Below are 17,522 nucleotides of genomic sequence, written 5' to 3'. Positions count from 1 at the left end.
GTCACCATGAACGACATGACCGCTGTTCCCGCAGTCGAGGCGCGCGCGCCGGACCCCGCCGACCCTGCCAGCCTGTCCGGCGTGATGGTGGTCGACCATCCGCTGGTGCAGCACAAGGTCACGCTGGTGCGCAGCGAGGAGACCACCACCGACAACTTCCGCCGCCTGGTGCGGGAGATCAGCCAGCTGCTGACCTACGAGGCCACGCGCGACCTGGCCATGGAAACCATCGCCATCCGCACGCCGATCGCGGCCACGCAGTCGCGCGTGCTGTCCGGCAAGAAGCTGTGCCTGGTATCGATCCTGCGCGCGGGCAACGGCTTTATCGATGGCATGCTCGACCTGCTGCCGGCGGCGCGCGTCGGCCATATCGGCCTGTACCGCGATCCCGAGACGCTGGAGCCGATCGAGTATTACTTCAAGATGCCCGAGGACATCCAGGAGCGCATGGTAATCGTGGTCGACCCGATGCTGGCCACCGGCAATTCGGCCATCGCGGCACTGAACCGGCTGAAGGAGGCCGGCGTCACCACCATGAAGTATGTGTGCCTGATCGCCTCGCGCCCGGGCCTGCGCGCGCTGCGCAGCGCGCATCCGGACGTCGGCATCGTCACCGCGGCCATCGACGACACCCTCAACGAGCACGGCTATATCGTGCCCGGCCTGGGCGACGCCGGCGACCGCCTGTACGGCACGCGCTGATGGACCCGCGCGCCGGCCTTGCGCCGACACTGCGCGCGCCGCCCGGGCGCGCGGCGGCGTGCGGTCGCATCCGGCAGGAGAACCAGGCCATGATCCTGCGCGCGGCCGAGCACGTGTTCGCGCGCGCCGGGTTTGCCGGCGCCACCATGGCGGAGATCGCCATGCGCGCCGGCGTGCCCAAGTCGAACCTGCATTACTACTTCCGCACCAAGCAGGCGCTGTACCGCGCGGTGCTGGCGCACACGCTGCAGCTGTGGCTGTCGGAAGCCGATGTGATCCGCGCCGAGCTGCCGCCGCAGGTGGCGCTGGAGCAGTACATCCGCGCCAAGATGCGGCTCTCGGCCAGCCATCCCGATGCATCGCGGGTGTTCGCCAACGAGCTGCTGCACGGCGCGCCCGAGATCGGCGAGGTGCTGCGCCATGCCCTGCGTGAACTGGTGTCGCGCAAGGCCGCGGTGGTGCAGCAGTGGATCGACCGCGGCCAGATGGCGCCGGTCGATCCGCAGCACCTGTTCTTCACCATCTGGGCCGCCACCCAGACCTACGCGGACTTTGAATCGCAGGTCTGCGCGGTGCTGGGGATCAGCCGGCTGAAGCCGCAGGATTATGCGCACGCCACCGAGCACGTGGTGGTGATGCTGCTGCGCGGCTGCGGCCTGGCGCCGGTGCCGCTGGCCTGAGATCCCACGCCCGTACCCATACCGGATACCACGACACGACCCATGCTCGACCTGATCCTGCGGCATTGCAACCTGCCCGACGGGCGCACCGGCATCGACATCGGCATCGCCGACGGGCGCATCGCCGCAGTCGAGCCGGCCCTGGCGGCGCGCGCGGGCGAAGAGATCGACGCCGCCGGCCAGCTGGTCACGCCGCCGTTCGTCGATGCGCACTTCCATATGGACTCGACGCTGTCGTACGGGCTGCCGCGCGTGAACCAGTCGGGCACGCTGCTGGAAGGCATTGCGCTGTGGGGCGAACTGAAGCCGCTGCTGACGCAGGAGGCCATCGTCGAGCGCGCGCTTGCGTATTGCGACTGGGCCGTGGCGCGCGGGCTGCTGGCGATCCGCTCGCACGTGGATGTGTGCGATCCGCGCCTGCTGGCGGTGGAGGCGCTGCTGCACGTGCGCGAACGCGTGCGGCCATACCTGGACCTGCAGCTGGTGGCGTTTCCGCAGGACGGCGTGCTGCGCGCGCCCGGCGCGCTCGCCAGCCTGAAGCGCGCGCTGGAGCTGGGAGTCGACGTGGTCGGCGGCATTCCGCATTTCGAGCGCACCATGGCGCAGGGGGCGGAGTCGGTGCGGCTGCTGTGCGAGCTGGCGGCCGAACGCGGCCTGCGCGTCGACATGCATTGCGACGAAAGCGACGATCCGCTGTCGCGCCATATCGAGACGCTGGCCAGCGAAACCGTGCGGCTGGGCCTGCAGGGCAGGGTGGCGGGATCGCACCTGACCTCGATGCATTCGATGGACAACTACTACGTGTCCAAGCTGATCCCGCTGATGCGCGAGGCCGGCGTGGCGGCGATTGCCAATCCGCTGATCAACATCACCCTGCAGGGGCGGCACGATACTTACCCCCGGCGCCGCGGCATGACGCGTGTGCCCGAGCTGATGGCGGCCGGCGTGCCGGTGGCTTTCGGCCACGATTGCGTGATGGATCCGTGGTATGGCCTGGGTTCCGGCGACATGCTGGAAGTGGCGCACATGGGGCTGCATGTCGCGCAAATGACCGGGCAGGAGGCGATGCGGGCCTGCTTCGACGCGGTCACCGCCGCGCCGGCGCGCATCCTGGGGCTGGACGGCTATGGCCTGGCGCCAGGCTGCCGCGCGGACCTGGTGCTGCTGCAGGCGCGCGATCCGGTCGAGGCGATCCGGCTGCGCGCCACGCGGCTGCGCGTGCTGCGCGCCGGCAAGACCATTGCCACCATGCCGGCGGCGACGGCGGCGCTGGCGCTGCCGGGACGGCCGACGGAGGTGGATTTCCGGCGCGCCGGCGGTGCGGCATAGCGCGCACAAAGTTTTTTGCGGTCGGGTGTTGACAGTGCACCCAGCACTCGGCATAATTTCGTTCTTCGCATCGCAGCAGTAATGCAGCGAAACGAAGCCCAGATGGCGGAATTGGTAGACGCACTAGGTTCAGGTCCTAGCGGTGGCAACACTGTGGAGGTTCGAGTCCTCTTCTGGGCACCAAAATTCGGAAAGGCTCGCGCAAGCGAGCCTTTTTTCGTTTCAGGCCATGCTCCATGGCAACCACGTCCGCGCCAGCGGGCTTTTTTTCGTCCGTAGTTTCTGATCTGGCTGGCGCAGTAGTTCAGCGTGCCGGCATCCCCTCCAGGTCCTGCGCCTCGCGCACGCAGTTGCGTCCCTCCGCCTTGGCGCGGTACATGGCCGCGTCGGCCGCGCCGAACAGGCGCTGCCAGTGGCTGGCGCCGCCATGGCCGACGGCGACGCCGAAGCTGGCGGTTACGCCAAGCCGCGTGGTGCCCGACAGGTAGACCGGCCGCGACGCAATGGCCGCGCGCAGCGTTTCGGCCAGCGCCGCGGCTTCGCCGGGCCGGCCGTGCGGCAGCCACAGCGCAAACTCCTCGCCGCCGAAGCGGGCCAGCACGGCCTCGGCCGGCACCAGCGCGCGCATCTGCGCGGCGATATTGCGCAACACCTGGTCGCCGGCCGCATGGCCGTGGCGGTCATTGATCTGCTTGAAGCGGTCGACGTCGATCAGCACCAGGCTGGCGTGCTCGTGCGCGCCGTACCGGGCCGCCATCAGTTCCAGCGCGCGCCGGTTCAGCAGGCCGGTGAGGCTGTCGGTGCGGGCCTGCTGCTCCAGCTGCGCGGTCAGCGCGGCGCGCTCGCGCAACTTGCGGCGCAGGATGTCGATGGCATCGAACAGGCGCCGCATCTCGGCCGCCTGGCCCATGCGCCTGGCCTGCGCGGCAGCCTCGGATGGCGCGGTCTCGGGCCGCTGGCCGCGGCCCTCGGCCAGCGCGATCACCTCGGCCCGCGCGCGCAGCAGCGGCAGGAACACCGCGCGCCGGGCGAACACCAGCATGTAGCCCAGCACCGCCAGGATCAGCGCCGAGGTGCCGCACGCGGCCGCGAGCCGGCGCAGCGCGCGCTCGCGCGTGCTGGTGAAATGCGCCACCACCTCGTCCAGGAACACGCTGCGCAGCCGCTCCAGCGGCTCAAGCGTAGGCACGTAGCGGTTGGTCAGTTCGGTGGGCGTCATCGAGTAGTTGCCCGAGATGCGCCCCTGCGCGACCAGGCTGTCGACCATGGCCACGCCGCGGCCGAAGAACTGGTGGCCGGCGTCGGCATAGGCCTGTTCCAGCGCCGGCGCGGCGCCGAACATGTTGTACGCCGGCCCGGCCAGTTGCCATAGCGCCAGCAGCCGTCCGCGCGAGCGCGTCGCGTCGACCAGGCTCTGCACCGGCATCGGTTGGCGCGCCGCCACCGGCGCCATGATCTGCGATGCCATGCGCCCGGCGTACTCGCGCAGGTCGCCCAGCATCTTGCCGGTCAGCGCGGGTGCGGCCAGGCCGCCATCGCAAACGGAAAGCTCGCGCACCTGCCAGGCGATGGCGGGCTGCAGCGCGTCGACGACCTCGAACATGCTTTCGATGGCGTGGCGGATCTCGTCCATGTCGCGCTGCTGCGGCGCGCGCGCGGCAAGTTCGTCGATCTCGGCGCGCGCCCGCGCCAGGCGCTCGCGCACGCGCTCGACCATCAGCGGTGGCGGGTGATGGCTGTGCAAGCCGAAGGGGGCCGGCGGCGGCGCCGACAGCCGCGCCAGCGCCGCGTCGCTGCGGGCGCGAAACGCCTGCAGGCGCTCGCGCGCCGCGCTGTGGGGCGAGGGCGGTTCGCCCAGCACGCTGTTGGCCGGGCCGCGTTCGGCGGACAGCGTGTTGGCGGCGTCGAGCACCTCGCGGTACGCCGAGATGTCGTACAGGTTCTGCCGGGCCGCGGCGAACTCGCCGTACGAGGCGGCGATCACCAGCGCCGCCAGCACCACCGTGCACAGGCCGCCCACCGTGGTCGCCAGCGCCAGCTTGCGCTGCAGGCTGCGGCGCGGTCCGTTGCCGGCGGTCAGGGCAGTGCGGTTGCCGGGATCAAGCTGTCGGGCGCGTTGCCGCAGGGCCATGCTGTCTCCACCCGGCTGCCAGTGGCCGGGCCATGCGTGAAATTTCTGTCAATCCCGACATTATTGACGAAAAGGCCGCGGTGCCTGTCCAAATCTTCCGCGATTCGCGCGGAGGACCCCGGCGCCGGCCGCTGCCCGGAAGGTTTTCACGTGCGCGCGCAGCCGAACATACGCGGCTAACGCCGGCGGGGCATTTGACCTATGCTCAAGCTCATCGGGCAGGCATTTATAACGTCCCGAAGGTGGTTGCCATGACTGTGGTCTTGTCATCATCGAGAGCGAGGGAGGCGGGGACGAACCCCGGATGGCACAGCTGTGCCGCGCATCCCGGCATCGTCCACCATCACCTGCATTACTGCGCCCTGCTGGCCATGCTGATGTGTGCGCTGGCCCACGCAGACGAAGCCTTGCCGGATTTCCACGGCGTTTCGGCCGCTGATCCGCCGCTGCAGGCAAGCCTGGCGCAAGCCGCTCCGGCGGAGCCGGCGCAGGTTGCCGGCCAGCCGGACGACGGCTCCGAGGCGAGCGGCTGGATGGTGCAGCCGCTGGAGCCGGTGGTCGTCGAATACGCGGCGGTGCCGACGCAATCCTCATCCCCATCTTCTTCCGCCTTGCCGCGCGCGCTCGGCGCCGGGCCCGATGACGATGCCCCGGGCCTCGCCGCCGCGGACCGCGAGACCGCGGCCATGCCCGAGCGTGCGCGCCGGGTGACGCTGCATCTCGATGACATCACCGCCGCCAGCGGCTTTGCCGACAATCGCGTGCGCACCATGGCGCTGGCGGTCGATGCCGTGGTGCCGCGGGCCGGCGGACTGACCATCCAGCCGCGGCTGCAACTGGCCTACCAGCCCGGCACCAGCGCGGACCCGAACAAGCTGGCGCAGGCGATGCCCGGCGATGCCAGCGCCACCGGCATCGGCGTGCGCCTGTACGGCGCGCAGCCGACGCGGCTGGCCGGCATCTATCCGTTCGTCGAGGCCGACTGGTGGCAGGAAAGCCGCAAGCAGGTCATCAATATCAACGGCACCAAGATCGATGCCGACCTGCTGCGCGGACTGTTCTCGTTCAATATCGGCGCGCATGGCAATACCAAGACCGGCGTGAAGCTGTGGTTCAAGGTCCGGGCGGGGCGCAACCCGAGCGGCACCGTCGGTGCGCGCTATCGATGGTAGGGGTGGTGGGGGCAGTCGCGCGCAAGGCGCGCGGCAACAAAAAAGGGCTTCCGTTTCCGGAAGCCCTTTTTCTTTCTGCATAGGTGGCGCGGCTGGCAGGATTCGAACCCACGACCCCTTGGTTCGTAGCCAAGTACTCTATCCAACTGAGCTACAGCCGCACACGAGAAGCGGAATTGTATAGCAATTATCGATTTGCGCAAGCCCCCCTGCCAAAAATCTTTAACCGCCTCCGTCGGCGTCAGCCTGCGGCTTCCGACCAGACGCCATCCGCCTCGCGCGCCTTGCCTTCGTCGCGCAGCTTGATCAGGTGCGCCAGCAGCGAGCGCTGCGCCACCGGATGCATGCGCGCCGGCACATCGTCATAGACGCGCAGCACCAGTTCGCCGAGCGCGGCCGGGCCAAGTTCGCGCAGCGCGCCGGCGACCTTGGCCTCGCGCTGCAGGCGGTGCCGCACCAGGATGCGGATGGCATCCTGCGGGCGCGCGATCAGGAAACCATGTCCCGGCGCCAGCCACTCCAGGTCTTCTTCCTGGAGCGTGGCGAGCGAGTCGAGGTAGGCGCGCATGTCGCCATCGGGCGGGCCGATCACCACCGTCGATCCCTGCATCACGTGATCGCCGGTGAAGAGCGTCTTTTCTTCCTCGAGCAGGTAGCAGAGGTGGTTGGACGCATGGCCGGGGGTGTGGCAGACCCGCAGCGTGCAATCTTCGGACAAGGCCAGGCGCTCGCCGTGCACCAGTTCGCGCTGCGGCGCGAAGGTGGCGTCCTGCCAGGGGCCGGCGGGGGCCGCGCGTCCCATCACGGTGGCGCCGGTGGCGGCCTGCAATGCCGCCGCCGCGGGCGAATGGTCCAGGTGCGTATGCGTTGCCAGGATCCAGCGGATCGGGCCGGGCGCCGCTTCCAGGATCGCGCGCACATGCTCGCCATCGTCCGGGCCCGGATCGATCACCGCCCATTCGTTGCGCGCACCGCCGCCGACCAGGTAGGTGTTGGTGCCCGGGCCCGTCATCACGCTGCCGTTGTTGGCCGTGACGCGCCATACCCGCTGCGACAACTGCACCGGCACGCCGGGTGCCAGTTCGTAGCGGCCGTGCACCTTGCCGTCGGGATCGATGCGGCCGATCTCGGCGTAGCAGGGCTCGTTCGGCATCACCGGGCGCACGCCCGCCGCGCCGGTGGCAAGCCGCGGCATGATGCAGGCGATGCCGCGCAACTGCGAGAAATACGCAAAGCAGGCCGCGGCGGTCTCGAACTGCGCGATCGAACTTAGCGTGCGGCGCGTGACATGCATCATCGGCAGGCCGCTGGCCGGGTCGGCGGCGTCGGCCGGGCGCACCCAGCGGTGCTCGACGATCTCGGTGCCGTCGGGCACGGCCAGCTGGCCCTCCGGAGCGATGGCGACAAAGAAGCGGGTGTCGAAGCGCTTGGGCAGGCCGGGCGGCGTCAGCCAGTAGCTGTGATAGGCCAGCCGGTCCGCCGCCAGGCGCAGGCCCAGCTGCTCGCAGGCGTGGGCCAGTCCGGGGCCGCCGCGTTGCACGGCCTCGCGCAGCAGCGCCTGCTGGGCAGTGTCTAGCTCATGCGGCCCGCGCAGTCGCCCCTGATGATCGCAGGCGAACAGCAGGCCCGCCTCTTCGAAGCATTCGCGCACCGCGGCGAGGTAGAAGTCCAGGCCGCTGGCCGGCAGGCCCAGGCGCTCGCTGGCGAGCGCGTCATCCAGGCCGTGGGCGTGCGCGTGCAGGTGCCGGTCTTGCGCATCGAGGGTGCCGCCGGGGAAAACATAGGCGCCGCTGCTGCGGTCGTTGGCGCGTTCGACGCGGCGCACCAGCAGCACTTCCATGCCGGCGGGCGCGTCGCGCACCACCAGCAGGCTGGCGGCCGTGCGCAGCAGCGGGGCGGGATGGGCAGGGCGGTTGCCGTTTGTCTCTGTGGTTGTCATTGGTCGGCATCGTGGTTTGTATGCGCGGCGCGCCGGGCAAGGCAGGCCAGGCAGGCCAGGCAGGCCAGGCAGGCCAGGCAGGGCGCGGCCGCGTGCGCTAGTTTAGCCGCGTTCGCGGATTCGAAAGTCCGGGGAATCCCGGCGCACCGGCCGCTGCCGCGGTGCTCCGAGCCGCAGGGCGGGCGCGGGCCGGCTTTGGCTTTTCCGGCCACAGGCAGTAACCTGATAGCTCCGCTTCACTTTCCGGAGCGCCACCGCCGGCGCTCCCATCGGAGGAGGTCCGCGTGATCCGAGCTTCTTACCTGTGCCTGACGGTTGCGTGCCTGGTGGCGGCCTGCGAGACGCCGCCGCAGCTGGCTCCGCGCCCGGTGCCGCCACCCACTACCCGCATCACCGTCGATCCCCAGGCCATGTCCCGGGCGGCATCCGCGGCCTGCGAGCCGGCGGTGGCGGAAGCGCTCCAGCGCCGTTATCCGCAACCCGGCAGCGTCATGCTGATGGCCGACCGCGAGCAGTATTACCAGCGTCCCAACGCGCAGACCTCGGTCAACGGCGAAGGCGTGTTCGAACCGGACGACAGCTCGTCCGCGATCGGCTTCCACTACGCCTGCCTGTACAACGCGCGCACCGGCAAGGTCGACGATGTCCAGATGCGGTACTGAGCCGCGGCTACGCGCCACCTATATCGCTGCGACGCTGATGTGGGGCGCGCACATTGCCTGACTTTGACGCCCGGCCGCAAGGCTGACAGGAGAACCGCATGCCGTACCTGATCGAAACCGTAGACAAGCCTGACCACCAGCACGTGCGCCAGGCCACCCGCGCCAGCCACCTGGACTACCTGGAAGCCAACAAGGCGCTGCTGCTGGCCTGCGGCGCCAAGCTCAACGATGACGGCTCCGACGCCGGCGGCGGCGTCTATATCGTCGATGTCGACAGCCGCGAGGCCGCGCAGCGTTTTATCGACGCCGACCCGTTCGCCGCGGCGGGCCTGTTTGCCGAGGTGCGCATCGTGCGCTGGCGCAAGGCCTATCTCGACGGCACCTGCCGCCTCTGAACCGGGCCGCGCACGCTGCCCACCGCCACCCAACACCCGGAGACTCCATGCTGTTCATGGCCGAAATGACCGTCAGGATTCCCGCATCGCTCGACCCGCAATTGGTCGAGCAGCTCAAGGCCGATGAAAAGGCCATGTCGCAGCGCCTGCAGCGCGAAGGCAAGTGGCGCCACCTGTGGCGCGTGGTGGGCCAGTACGCCAACGTCAGCATCTTCGACGTCAGCGACAACGATGAACTGCACACCTTGCTGATCGCGCTGCCGCTGTACCCGTACATGGAGATCAAGGTCACGCCACTGGCCCGGCACGGCTCCGCCATCGCGCAGAACTGAGCCGCCGACCCGCAACACCGCCCGCTGAGCAGCGGCCGTGCCGGCCCTTTCCGTAGCCAGGCCGCGTGGCTTATCATGCACCCCTTTTCCGTAGTGTCCTGCCGTTGGTGCGCCCGGTCTCGGATCCCCGCATCCGAGTCATTGACAGGGTCGTAGCACGCGGACAAGATGCGACCGACAGATGCGCCTCCGGGACGACATGCTGGCAGCCATAGCCGAAATGCCCGCTGAGCGCACAAGAACTTTTGGGAATCGGGGTAATGAAGCCTAACTTTCGTCAATTGGCGGGCGCGGTCACGCTCGCCGTCATGCTGTCCGGCTGCGCCACCGGGCCAGACTATGCCGGCAACCCGGCGGCGGCCGAGCAGCCGCCCTCCGACCAGGCCATGAAGGCCTTGTCCGCCGAGGTCTTCACCTTTGCCTATCCGATGGTGCTGATGGACGTGACGCGCGAGTTGATGACGCTGCGCACGCCCCCCAACACCTTCAGCCATAAGCGCACCTTCCCGGACGCCACCTTCACCGATGTGGTCAGCCCCAATGCCGACACGCTGTACTCGTCGGCGTGGCTGGACCTGTCGCGCGAGCCGGTGATCCTGTCAGTGCCGGATACGCGCGGGCGCTATTACCTGATGCCACTGATGGATGCCTGGACCAATGTGTTCGCCGCACCTGGCAAGCGCACCACCGGCACCCGTCGCGGCAATTTCGCCATCACCGGTCCGGACTGGCGCGGCACGCTGCCCAGGGGCGTGCAGGAGATCCGCTCGCCCACGTCGATGGTCTGGCTGATCGGCCGCACCCAGGCCAGCGGCAAGCAGGATTTCGCGGCGGTGCACCGGCTGCAGGACCAGTACCGCCTGACACCGCTGTCGGCCTGGGGTGGCGGCCGCCGCGTGCCGGACAAGGCCGCCGCACGGCCCGCGCTGGACCCCGACAGCGCCCCGGTCGAGCAGGTGGCGGCCATGGACGCGCAGGCGTTCTTCACGCGTTTCGCCGCGCTGCTGCCGGCCAACCCGCCGGCGCCGGCCGACAGCGCCATGGTCGAGAAAATGCGCCGCATGGGCATCCGCCCGGGCGTGCCGTTCAAGACCACGGTGATGGAGCCGTCCACCGCGCGGGCGGTTCAGGAAGGGGCCACGGCCGCGCTGGCGGCGATCGAGCAGGCGGCGCGCAAGGGCAACGCCGATGCCGGCAATGGCTGGGTCATGCATCGCGACCTGGGCACCTACGGCACCAGCTATGGCCGCCGTGCGGTCACGGCGTGGGTGGGCCTGGGTGCCAACCTGCCGGAGGACGCGATCTACGCCTCCACCCGCACCGATGCCAACGGCAAGCCGCTGCAGGGCGGGGCCCGCTACGTGCTGCACTTCGACAAGAACCAGCTGCCACCGGCGCGCGCGTTCTGGTCGCTGACGCTGTACAACGAGCGCCAGGCCTTTGTGCCGAACCCGATCCAGCGCTATGCCATCGGCAGCCGCGACCGCCTGCGCTACAACCGCGACGGCTCGCTCGACATCTACATCCAGCATGAGCGCCCGGCCGGCGCACGAGCCGCCAACTGGCTGCCGGCGCCGCCCGATGGCCTGAACATGATGCTGCGCGCGTACTGGCCGGAACAGGCGCTGCTGGACGGCAGCTGGATGCCGCCGCCGGTGATGCGCGTGAACTGATCCGCCGGACGCCGGCAGGCAAACAGGCCGCATGCCCCGACGGGCATGCGGCCTGTTTTTTTACGCCGCGGTGTTCTGCGGGCGGCTGGCGGTCAGTGTGCGTGCGTGGCGCAGGCAGTGCAGGTGCTGCCCATATGCGGAACCGGAGCGGTCCCGGCTGCGGCAGTGCGCTCGACGCGCTTCCACGCCGCGATTTCCGGCGCCGACAGGCGCTGGCGCAAGGCGCGGGCCGCGCTGACCATGTTGGCCAGCGCCGCTTCGGTTTCCTCCCAGCCCCGCGTCTTCAGCCCGCAATCAGGGTTGACCCACAGCCTTTGCGGCGGCACCACTTCGCAGGCGCGGTCCAGCAGCCGTTCCATCGCCTGCACCGACGGCACGCGCGGCGAGTGGATGTCATAGACGCCCGGACCGATCTCGTTGGGATAGTCGAAGTCGCCAAAGCCTTCCAGCAGCTCCATCGCCGAGCGCGAGGTCTCGATGGTGATCACGTCGGCGTCCATCGCCGCGATCGCGGGCAGGATGTCGTTGAATTCGGCATAGCACATATGCGTGTGGATCTGGGTCTGGTCCCGCACGCCGCTGGCCGACAGGCGGAACGCGGTCACGGCCCAGTCCAGGTAGGCGTCCCAGTCGGCGCGGCGCAGCGGCAGCCCTTCGCGCAGCGCCGGTTCATCGATCTGGATCACGCGGATGCCGGCCTGCTCGAGATCGCAGACCTCGTCGCGGATCGCCAATGCGAGTTGGCGCGCGGTGGTGGCGCGCGGCTGGTCGTCGCGCACGAAGGACCATTGCAGCATGGTGATGGGACCGGTCAGCATGCCCTTCATCGGCCGCTCGGTCAGCGACTGGGCGTAGCGGGCGGTGTCGACCGTCATCGGTTCCGGGCGGTACACGTCGCCGTAGATCACCGGCGGCTTGACGCAGCGCGAGCCGTAGCTCTGCACCCAGCCGTTCTCGGTGAAGCCATAGCCGCACAACTGCTCGCCGAAGTATTCGACCATGTCGTTGCGCTCGGCCTCGCCGTGCACCAGCACGTCCAGCCCCAGCGCTTCCTGCTTGCGCACCGCCAGCGCGATCTCGGCGCGGATGCGCTCGAGGTATTCCAGCGCGCCGATCTCGCCGCGCTTGAATGCCGCACGGGTCTGGCGGATCGCGGCGGTCTGCGGGAACGAGCCGATGGTGGTGGTCGGCAGCAGCGGCAGCGCAAGTGCCTTGCGCTGGCGTTCGATGCGCTCGGCGAAGGGACTGGCGCGGTGCGCCATCGCATCATCCACGCCAGCCAGGCGCTGCTGCACGCGCGCATTGACCACGCGCCGCGAGGCCCGGCGCGACGCCTGCGCCGCGTCCGAGGCGGCCAGGGCGTCGGCGACGGCCCCGTCGCCCTGGTTCAGCGCGCAGGCCAGCACCGACAGTTCGTCCAGCTTTTCGGTGGCGAAGGCGAGCCACGACTTCAGCTCGGCATCGAGCCGCGCTTCCTGCGCCAGCGACACGGGCACATGCAGCAGCGAGCACGACGGCGCCAGCCACAGGCGCTCGCCCAGCGCGCCGTGCAGCGGGCGCAGCAGGTCCAGCACGCGGCGCAGGTCTGTGCGCCAGATATTGCGGCCGTCGATCACGCCCAGCGACAGCACCGCATGCGCGGGCAGCACGGCCTGCCATGCCGCCAGTTGCGCGGGGGCGCGCACCAGGTCGATATGGAAGCCGTCGACCGGCAGCGCGGCCGCGCGCTGCGCATGGTCGGCGGCGGTGTCGAAGTAAGTCGCCAGCAGCAGCTTCGGGCGCGCCGTCGGGCCACCCTCATGCAGCGCGGCATAGGCCGTGTCGAAGGCATCGAGCCAGGCCGGTTCCAGGTCCAGGCACAGCGCCGGCTCGTCGATCTGCACCCATTCGATGCCGCGTGCCTTGAGCTGGCCCAGGATGCGGCGATAGGCCTGCAGCAGGCGCGGCAGCAGCGACAGCCGGTCGAAGCCGGGCACATGGCTTTTCGACAGCCACAGGTAGGTCACGGGGCCGATCAGCGCGGGGCGGGCGCGCAGCCCGAGCGCCAGCGCTTCATCGGTTTCCTCGAAGAACCATTGTGGTCCGCCGTCGAAGGTGGTGTCGGCGTCCAGCTCCGGGACCAGGTAGTGGTAGTTGGTGTCGAACCACTTGGTCATTTCCATGGCCGGCTGCTCGCGGTTGCCGCGGGCCAGCTCGAAATACTGCGCCAGCGTCAGTTGCGCCGGATCGAAGCCGAAGCGGCGCGGCAGCGCGCCCAGCAGCGCGGTCAGGCTCAGCATCTGGTCGTACCAGGCAAAGTCGCCGGTGGCGACGGTGTCCAGGCCGCGCTCGGCCTGCAACTGCCAGTGGCGGCGGCGCAGTTCGGCGGCCACCGTGCGCAGCTCGGCCTCCGAGCGTTCGCCGCGCCAGAACGCTTCCTGGGCGAATTTCAGTTCACGGCGTTCGCCGATGCGGGGAAAGCCGAGGATATGGGTGCGTGCCATCGATGTTGCTCCGGTAGAAGTCTGGCGCACAGTGTCGGTTTGCCCATAAAATGAATCAAGCGACAAGTTTTAAACAACATATGAATCGATTTCATATCAGGACCAAACGACGGCGACGCGGGAGCCGTGCATGATCGAAGTCCGCCATTTGCGTTCGCTGGTTGCCATTGCCGAGTCCGGCAAGCTGGCCACCGCGGCCGAGCGCGTGCATGTCAGCCAGTCAGCGCTGTCGCACCAGATCAAGGCGATCGAATCGCACTACGGCTTGCCGCTGTTCGACCGCACGCGCCAGGGCCTGCGCTTTACGCCGGCGGGCGAGCGCCTGCTGGCGCTGGCGCGCGAGGTGCTGGCCGCGGTCAGCGCGGCGGAGCGCGATATCGAACGGCTCAAGGGCGACACCCGCGGCGAGCTGCGCGTGGTGCTGGAATGCCATACGTGCTTTGACTGGCTGATGCCGGTGATGGACGAGTTCCGCCGGCGCTGGCCCGAAGTGGAAGTGGACCTGGTCGCGGGCTTCCATGCCGATCCGATCGCGCTGCTGCGCAACGGCCGCGCCGACATGGTGATCGGCTCGCAGCCGGCCGCGCGGCGCGGGCTGGAGGTGGCGCCGCTGTTCCGCTTTGAAATCCTGGCGGTGATCGCCAACGAACACCGCCTGCGCAACAAGCGCCGCATCGAAGCCGCGGATCTTGCCGGCGAAACCCTGATTACCTACCCGGTGCCCGAGTCACGCATCGACCTGATCCGCGAGGTGCTGGAACCCGCCGGCATCCACCTGGAGCGGCGCACCGCCGAACTGACGGTGGCGGTGCTGCAACTGGTGGCGAGCCGCCGCGGCGTGGCGGCGCTGCCCAACTGGGGCGTCAAGAACTACGTCGACCATGACTACGTGCTGGCCAAGCGCATCGGCGCCAGGGGGCTATGGAGCGAACTGTATGCGACCGTGCCGACGGCGATGGCGCGGCGGCCCTATGTGGCGGATTTTGTCGCGATCGTGCGCGATACCTGCGCGGCGCAACTCGACGGCATCGAGCTGCTGGCGCCGGCGGCGTAGCGGCGCCCGGATCGATTCAAGCCGTCAACATCAGTTCGGCGGGCCGGTCGCGACTAGTGGCGGCGCGCGGCGCCGGTTCCGCCACCGTGTCATGGTCCGGATCCTCGACGTCCGCCACCAGCAACTCCACGTCGAAGCCGTTATCGAGGCGGCGCAGGAACAGCCACAGCAGGCCGGCATCATCTGCCGTCAGCGTGGCATGCATCACGGCCTGCGGGGCGGCGTCAAAGCTCAGCTGCTGCGGCGCCAGTCCGGTACGGCGCGCATTGGCCAGCACCCATTCCATGGCGCCGAACAGGTCGGCAGGGGCAAGTCGCAGCGACAGGCGCAGGGTGGGGAGAGGGCGGGAGGCTGGCATGTGTCGTTTCCGGCAGTCGATCTATGCAGGTAATTTACCAGCGGTGCCGAAGAATTGGCTTTCTGATTTTCTTCATATCCGGGCAAATGTCAGTTGATACATCTTAATTTGCTAGAATCTGCGGAAGATTATTCCTAATGGATGGTGCTTGATGGCACAGTCACCCAAACTCGACGACATCGACCGCCGCATCCTGCGCGAACTGCGGCGCGACGGCCGCCTGTCCAATGCGCGGCTGGCGGAGCAGGTGGGCCTGTCGGCCACGCCGTGCTGGAACCGCGTGCGCGCGCTGGAAGAAAGTGGGGTCATCGAGGGCTACGCCGCGCTGCTGAACCAGAAGGCGCTGGGCTTGCCCGATACCGTGCTGATCGAAGTCACGCTGGAGCGGCACGACGACGACATGCTGTACCGCTTCGGCAAGGCGCTGGCGGAACTGCCGGAGGTGATGGAGGCCTACCTGCTGACCGGCGAATACGACTACCTGATCAAGGTGGCGGTGGCCGGCACGCAGGGCTATGAGGAATTCCTGCGGCACAAGCTGTACAAGCTGCCCGGGCTGCGCCACAGCCACTCGACCTTCGTGCTGCGCACGCTCAAGCGCGAGACCTCGGTCGAGCCGTGATCAGGCGGTCCTGAGCACTTCGCTGGTGGTGTTGCGCAGCGCGCGCAGGGCCTCGTTGCATTGCTGCGGCGTGGTGGGGTGCACCAGCACCGCCCAGCGGCCATGCTGGACGGCCTCGCGTACCGGCGTGATCACCAGCTGGTGGTCCGGCCGCGCGGTCATCAGGCCCGCCAGCAGCATGCCGAACATCACTCCCAGGAAGATCGCGGCGCCGGCCGCCAGCCCCGGGCTCTGCATCACCGCGTCGACTTCCTGCCGGTGCAGGATGCCGACCACGGCGAGGCCGACAATGGCGCCCAACGCGGCCATGATCAGGTGCGAGCGCACCGCGGTGTGGACGATGCCGTCGTTTTCGGGCTCGAGCTTGCGGCCGAAATGGGCCTCGTACGGGTGCACCAGCCGCACTTGGCCCCGCTTCAGGTGCGCCTCGTAGCAAACGCGCTCGGCGGCGCTGCTGGCCGCGAGCTTGGTGTCGAACAATGCGGCGAGCTTGGTGCCTGCGGCCTCGGCACTCAATGGATTGGCTGTCATGGCGAACTCCTGCTGCGGCCGTGCCGCGAGGCGGGTGCTGCGCATTGTTTCCGTGCCCGCCGGGGACGACCCATGTCCTGTAAACCGAGTCTAGAGACCCGTTTGAAGCGGCTGCATAAGTCGACGGCGCTTGCGCTTGTAGGAATTGGCCGACCACCCATGCAGCCAGGCCCGGCGGGGGATTTCCAGCGCGAATGTCCGATTCCGCTCATAATGTCGGCGGTGCCGGGCTGCGCCCCCGCCTTTTGACCAAGAATTCCGGTATGAACGACACAGAAATTGAGCTGATCGACTCGGCGCGCCTGCCGACGCGATTCGGCGACTTCACGGCGCACGCCTTCAAGGGCGCCGATTCAGGCATCGAGCACCTGGCCCTCAGCGTGGGCGATGTGGCGGGCGACAACGTGCTGATCCGCATGCATTCCGAATGCCTTACCGGTGACGTGTTTGGCTCCTGCCGCTGCGATTGCGGGCCGCAACTCGAACTCGCGATGGAAAAGATCGCCGCCGAGGGCCGCGGCATCCTGCTGTACCTGCGCGGCCACGAAGGGCGTGGCATCGGCCTGGCGGAAAAGATCCGGGCCTACCGCCTGCAAGACGGCGGCCTCGACACCGTCGACGCCAACCTGGCCCTGGGCCAGGCCATCGACGCCCGCAACTATGCCTTTGCCGCCGACCTGCTGCACCAGTGGGGCGTCAAGTCCGTGCGCCTGATGAGCAACAACCCGCTGAAGGCAGCCGCGCTCGAGAAGGCCGGCATCACCGTCTCGGAGCAACTGCGCCACATCGTGCCGTCCAACGCCGAAAACGAGAAATACCTGGCGACCAAGCGTACGCGGATGGGACATCTGCTCGACTGAACGCGCTTGCGCGCGTGTTGCCCCGGCAGGGGCATTTATTGGCTCATATAGTTGCCAATGGAAACTATTGCCCATAGAATCATTTGGCCGCCCCCGCCTATTGCCCCCATGCCCGACGCAACCAGCCCCACCCATTCGATCCTCGAATTCATGTCGTTCCGCCTGAACCGGCTCTGCGACATGACCAGACAGTCGGCCTCCGGCTTCTACGAGCGGGAATTCGGCATCGGCCTGCGCGAACTGCGTGTGCTCCGTTTCGCCGGGCTGGAACCGGGCTTGACGCTGACACGGCTGATGGAACTGGTGCTGCTGGAAAAGACGGTGACGTCGAAGCTGGTCACCGCGCTGGCAAAGCGCGGCCTGCTGCGTCGTGAAGTGGGCGAAGCCGATGCCCGGCAGCTGAACCTTTACCTGACGCCGGCCGGCGAAGCCCTGGTGGCGCAGACCTACCAGCGTGGCGACGTGCTGGAGAAGATGTTCCTGTCGGTGCTGACCGAGGCCGAAGTCAAGACGCTGGATCTATGCATCGACAAGCTCACCAGGGCCCTGATCGCACATCAGCAAGGCGCGCAGGCATCGGTGGACTGAGGCGAGGGCGG

Annotated in this window: 17 protein-coding genes and 2 tRNA genes; 13 read left to right on the top strand and 6 right to left on the bottom strand. The window is 68.7% G+C overall.

Translation table 11 applies throughout. The features are described from left to right. Window positions 1-6: 6 nt before the first annotated feature. The 4 genes from upp (at window position 7) to AC3FMM_RS19815 (ending at window position 2,894) form a co-directional block, all read left to right on the top strand. Window positions 7-702 (top strand): uracil phosphoribosyltransferase, encoded by a 696-nt coding sequence (gene upp, locus AC3FMM_RS19830; protein WP_115701066.1) that lies wholly within the window; start codon window positions 7-9, stop codon window positions 700-702. Then, window positions 702-1,382, top strand: coding sequence for a TetR/AcrR family transcriptional regulator (locus AC3FMM_RS19825; RefSeq protein WP_198036085.1), 681 nt, complete (start codon window positions 702-704; stop codon window positions 1,380-1,382). The genes upp and AC3FMM_RS19825 overlap by 1 nt, the downstream gene beginning before the upstream one ends. 42 nt (window positions 1,383-1,424) lie before the next feature. Further along, entirely contained in the window at window positions 1,425-2,711 is a 1,287-nt protein-coding gene (locus tag AC3FMM_RS19820; RefSeq protein WP_116314545.1) for an amidohydrolase family protein, read from the top strand. A 96-nt stretch (window positions 2,712-2,807) separates the two neighbouring features. Continuing rightward, window positions 2,808-2,894: transfer RNA gene (locus tag AC3FMM_RS19815), tRNA-Leu, on the top strand. 121 nt (window positions 2,895-3,015) lie between these two features. Here the strand turns inward: AC3FMM_RS19815 and AC3FMM_RS19810 are convergent. Beyond that, a complete protein-coding gene (locus AC3FMM_RS19810) occupies window positions 3,016-4,842 on the bottom strand; it encodes a GGDEF domain-containing protein (RefSeq protein ID WP_326347533.1) in 1,827 nt (608 codons plus the stop codon). Between the two features lie 251 nt (window positions 4,843-5,093). Between AC3FMM_RS19810 and AC3FMM_RS19805 the strand changes: the two genes are divergently transcribed. Further along, the gene (locus AC3FMM_RS19805; RefSeq protein ID WP_115713088.1) at window positions 5,094-6,014 is read left to right on the top strand and encodes a hydrolase; all 921 of its coding nucleotides are present in this window, start codon (window positions 5,094-5,096) and stop codon (window positions 6,012-6,014) included. Between the two features lie 84 nt (window positions 6,015-6,098). Here the strand turns inward: AC3FMM_RS19805 and AC3FMM_RS19800 are convergent. Both AC3FMM_RS19800 and AC3FMM_RS19795 read right to left on the bottom strand, forming a co-directional pair. After that, window positions 6,099-6,175 (bottom strand) — tRNA-Arg (locus tag AC3FMM_RS19800). Between the two features lie 80 nt (window positions 6,176-6,255). After that, window positions 6,256-7,953, bottom strand: coding sequence for an MBL fold metallo-hydrolase (locus tag AC3FMM_RS19795; RefSeq protein WP_116314543.1), 1,698 nt, complete (start codon window positions 7,951-7,953; stop codon window positions 6,256-6,258). A gap of 284 nt (window positions 7,954-8,237) precedes the next feature. On the opposite strand from AC3FMM_RS19795, the gene AC3FMM_RS19790 reads away from it, so the two are divergent. From AC3FMM_RS19790 to AC3FMM_RS19775, 4 genes are all read left to right on the top strand, one after another. Further along, complete coding sequence (locus AC3FMM_RS19790; protein WP_115713090.1) at window positions 8,238-8,615, top strand: short-chain fatty acid transporter; 378 nt, start codon at window positions 8,238-8,240, stop codon at window positions 8,613-8,615. 98 nt (window positions 8,616-8,713) lie between these two features. Beyond that, complete coding sequence (locus AC3FMM_RS19785; RefSeq protein ID WP_115713091.1) at window positions 8,714-9,010, top strand: YciI family protein; 297 nt, start codon at window positions 8,714-8,716, stop codon at window positions 9,008-9,010. 47 nt (window positions 9,011-9,057) lie between these two features. Beyond that, window positions 9,058-9,342 carry a muconolactone Delta-isomerase gene (gene catC / locus AC3FMM_RS19780; RefSeq protein ID WP_115713092.1) on the top strand — a complete coding sequence of 95 codons (285 nt, stop codon included), beginning with the start codon at window positions 9,058-9,060 and terminating at the stop codon, window positions 9,340-9,342. 260 nt (window positions 9,343-9,602) lie between these two features. Then, a complete protein-coding gene (locus tag AC3FMM_RS19775; RefSeq protein ID WP_488687333.1) occupies window positions 9,603-11,015 on the top strand; it encodes a DUF1254 domain-containing protein in 1,413 nt (470 codons plus the stop codon). Between the two features lie 92 nt (window positions 11,016-11,107). On the opposite strand, the gene metE is transcribed toward AC3FMM_RS19775, so the two are convergent. Then, the gene (gene metE, locus AC3FMM_RS19770; RefSeq protein WP_488687332.1) at window positions 11,108-13,498 is read right to left on the bottom strand and encodes a 5-methyltetrahydropteroyltriglutamate--homocysteine S-methyltransferase; all 2,391 of its coding nucleotides are present in this window, start codon (window positions 13,496-13,498) and stop codon (window positions 11,108-11,110) included. Window positions 13,499-13,628: 130 nt separating this feature from the next. On the opposite strand from metE, the gene AC3FMM_RS19765 reads away from it, so the two are divergent. Further along, window positions 13,629-14,552: a LysR family transcriptional regulator gene (locus AC3FMM_RS19765; protein WP_116314539.1), complete on the top strand. Its 924-nt coding sequence runs from the start codon at window positions 13,629-13,631 to the stop codon at window positions 14,550-14,552. 16 nt (window positions 14,553-14,568) lie between these two features. Here AC3FMM_RS19765 and AC3FMM_RS19760 read toward each other — a convergent pair whose 3' ends face one another. Continuing rightward, window positions 14,569-14,910: an AsnC family transcriptional regulator gene (locus AC3FMM_RS19760; RefSeq protein ID WP_116314538.1), complete on the bottom strand. Its 342-nt coding sequence runs from the start codon at window positions 14,908-14,910 to the stop codon at window positions 14,569-14,571. Between the two features lie 151 nt (window positions 14,911-15,061). Between AC3FMM_RS19760 and AC3FMM_RS19755 the strand changes: the two genes are divergently transcribed. Further along, the gene (locus AC3FMM_RS19755) at window positions 15,062-15,532 is read left to right on the top strand and encodes an Lrp/AsnC family transcriptional regulator (protein ID WP_326347528.1); all 471 of its coding nucleotides are present in this window, start codon (window positions 15,062-15,064) and stop codon (window positions 15,530-15,532) included. Here the strand turns inward: AC3FMM_RS19755 and AC3FMM_RS19750 are convergent, their stop codons facing one another. Beyond that, window positions 15,533-16,063 carry a riboflavin biosynthesis protein RibA gene (locus tag AC3FMM_RS19750; RefSeq protein ID WP_115682631.1) on the bottom strand — a complete coding sequence of 177 codons (531 nt, stop codon included), beginning with the start codon at window positions 16,061-16,063 and terminating at the stop codon, window positions 15,533-15,535. Window positions 16,064-16,326: 263 nt separating this feature from the next. Here AC3FMM_RS19750 and ribA point away from each other — a divergent pair, with 263 nt between their 5' ends. Together ribA and AC3FMM_RS19740 are read left to right on the top strand one after the other, a co-directional pair. Further along, window positions 16,327-16,923, top strand: a complete 597-nt coding sequence (gene ribA / locus AC3FMM_RS19745) for a GTP cyclohydrolase II (protein ID WP_062802974.1) — start codon at window positions 16,327-16,329, stop codon at window positions 16,921-16,923. 108 nt (window positions 16,924-17,031) lie between these two features. Beyond that, on the top strand, window positions 17,032-17,511 hold the full coding sequence (locus AC3FMM_RS19740; RefSeq protein WP_116314537.1) for a MarR family winged helix-turn-helix transcriptional regulator: 480 nt from the start codon (window positions 17,032-17,034) through the stop codon (window positions 17,509-17,511). The last annotated feature ends 11 nt before the right edge of the window (window positions 17,512-17,522 follow it).

The organism is Cupriavidus sp. 207A1 (genome assembly GCF_057798955.1).
Note: the sequence above shows the minus strand (reverse complement) of the source record. Positions and strands in the feature narration are given on the sequence as shown.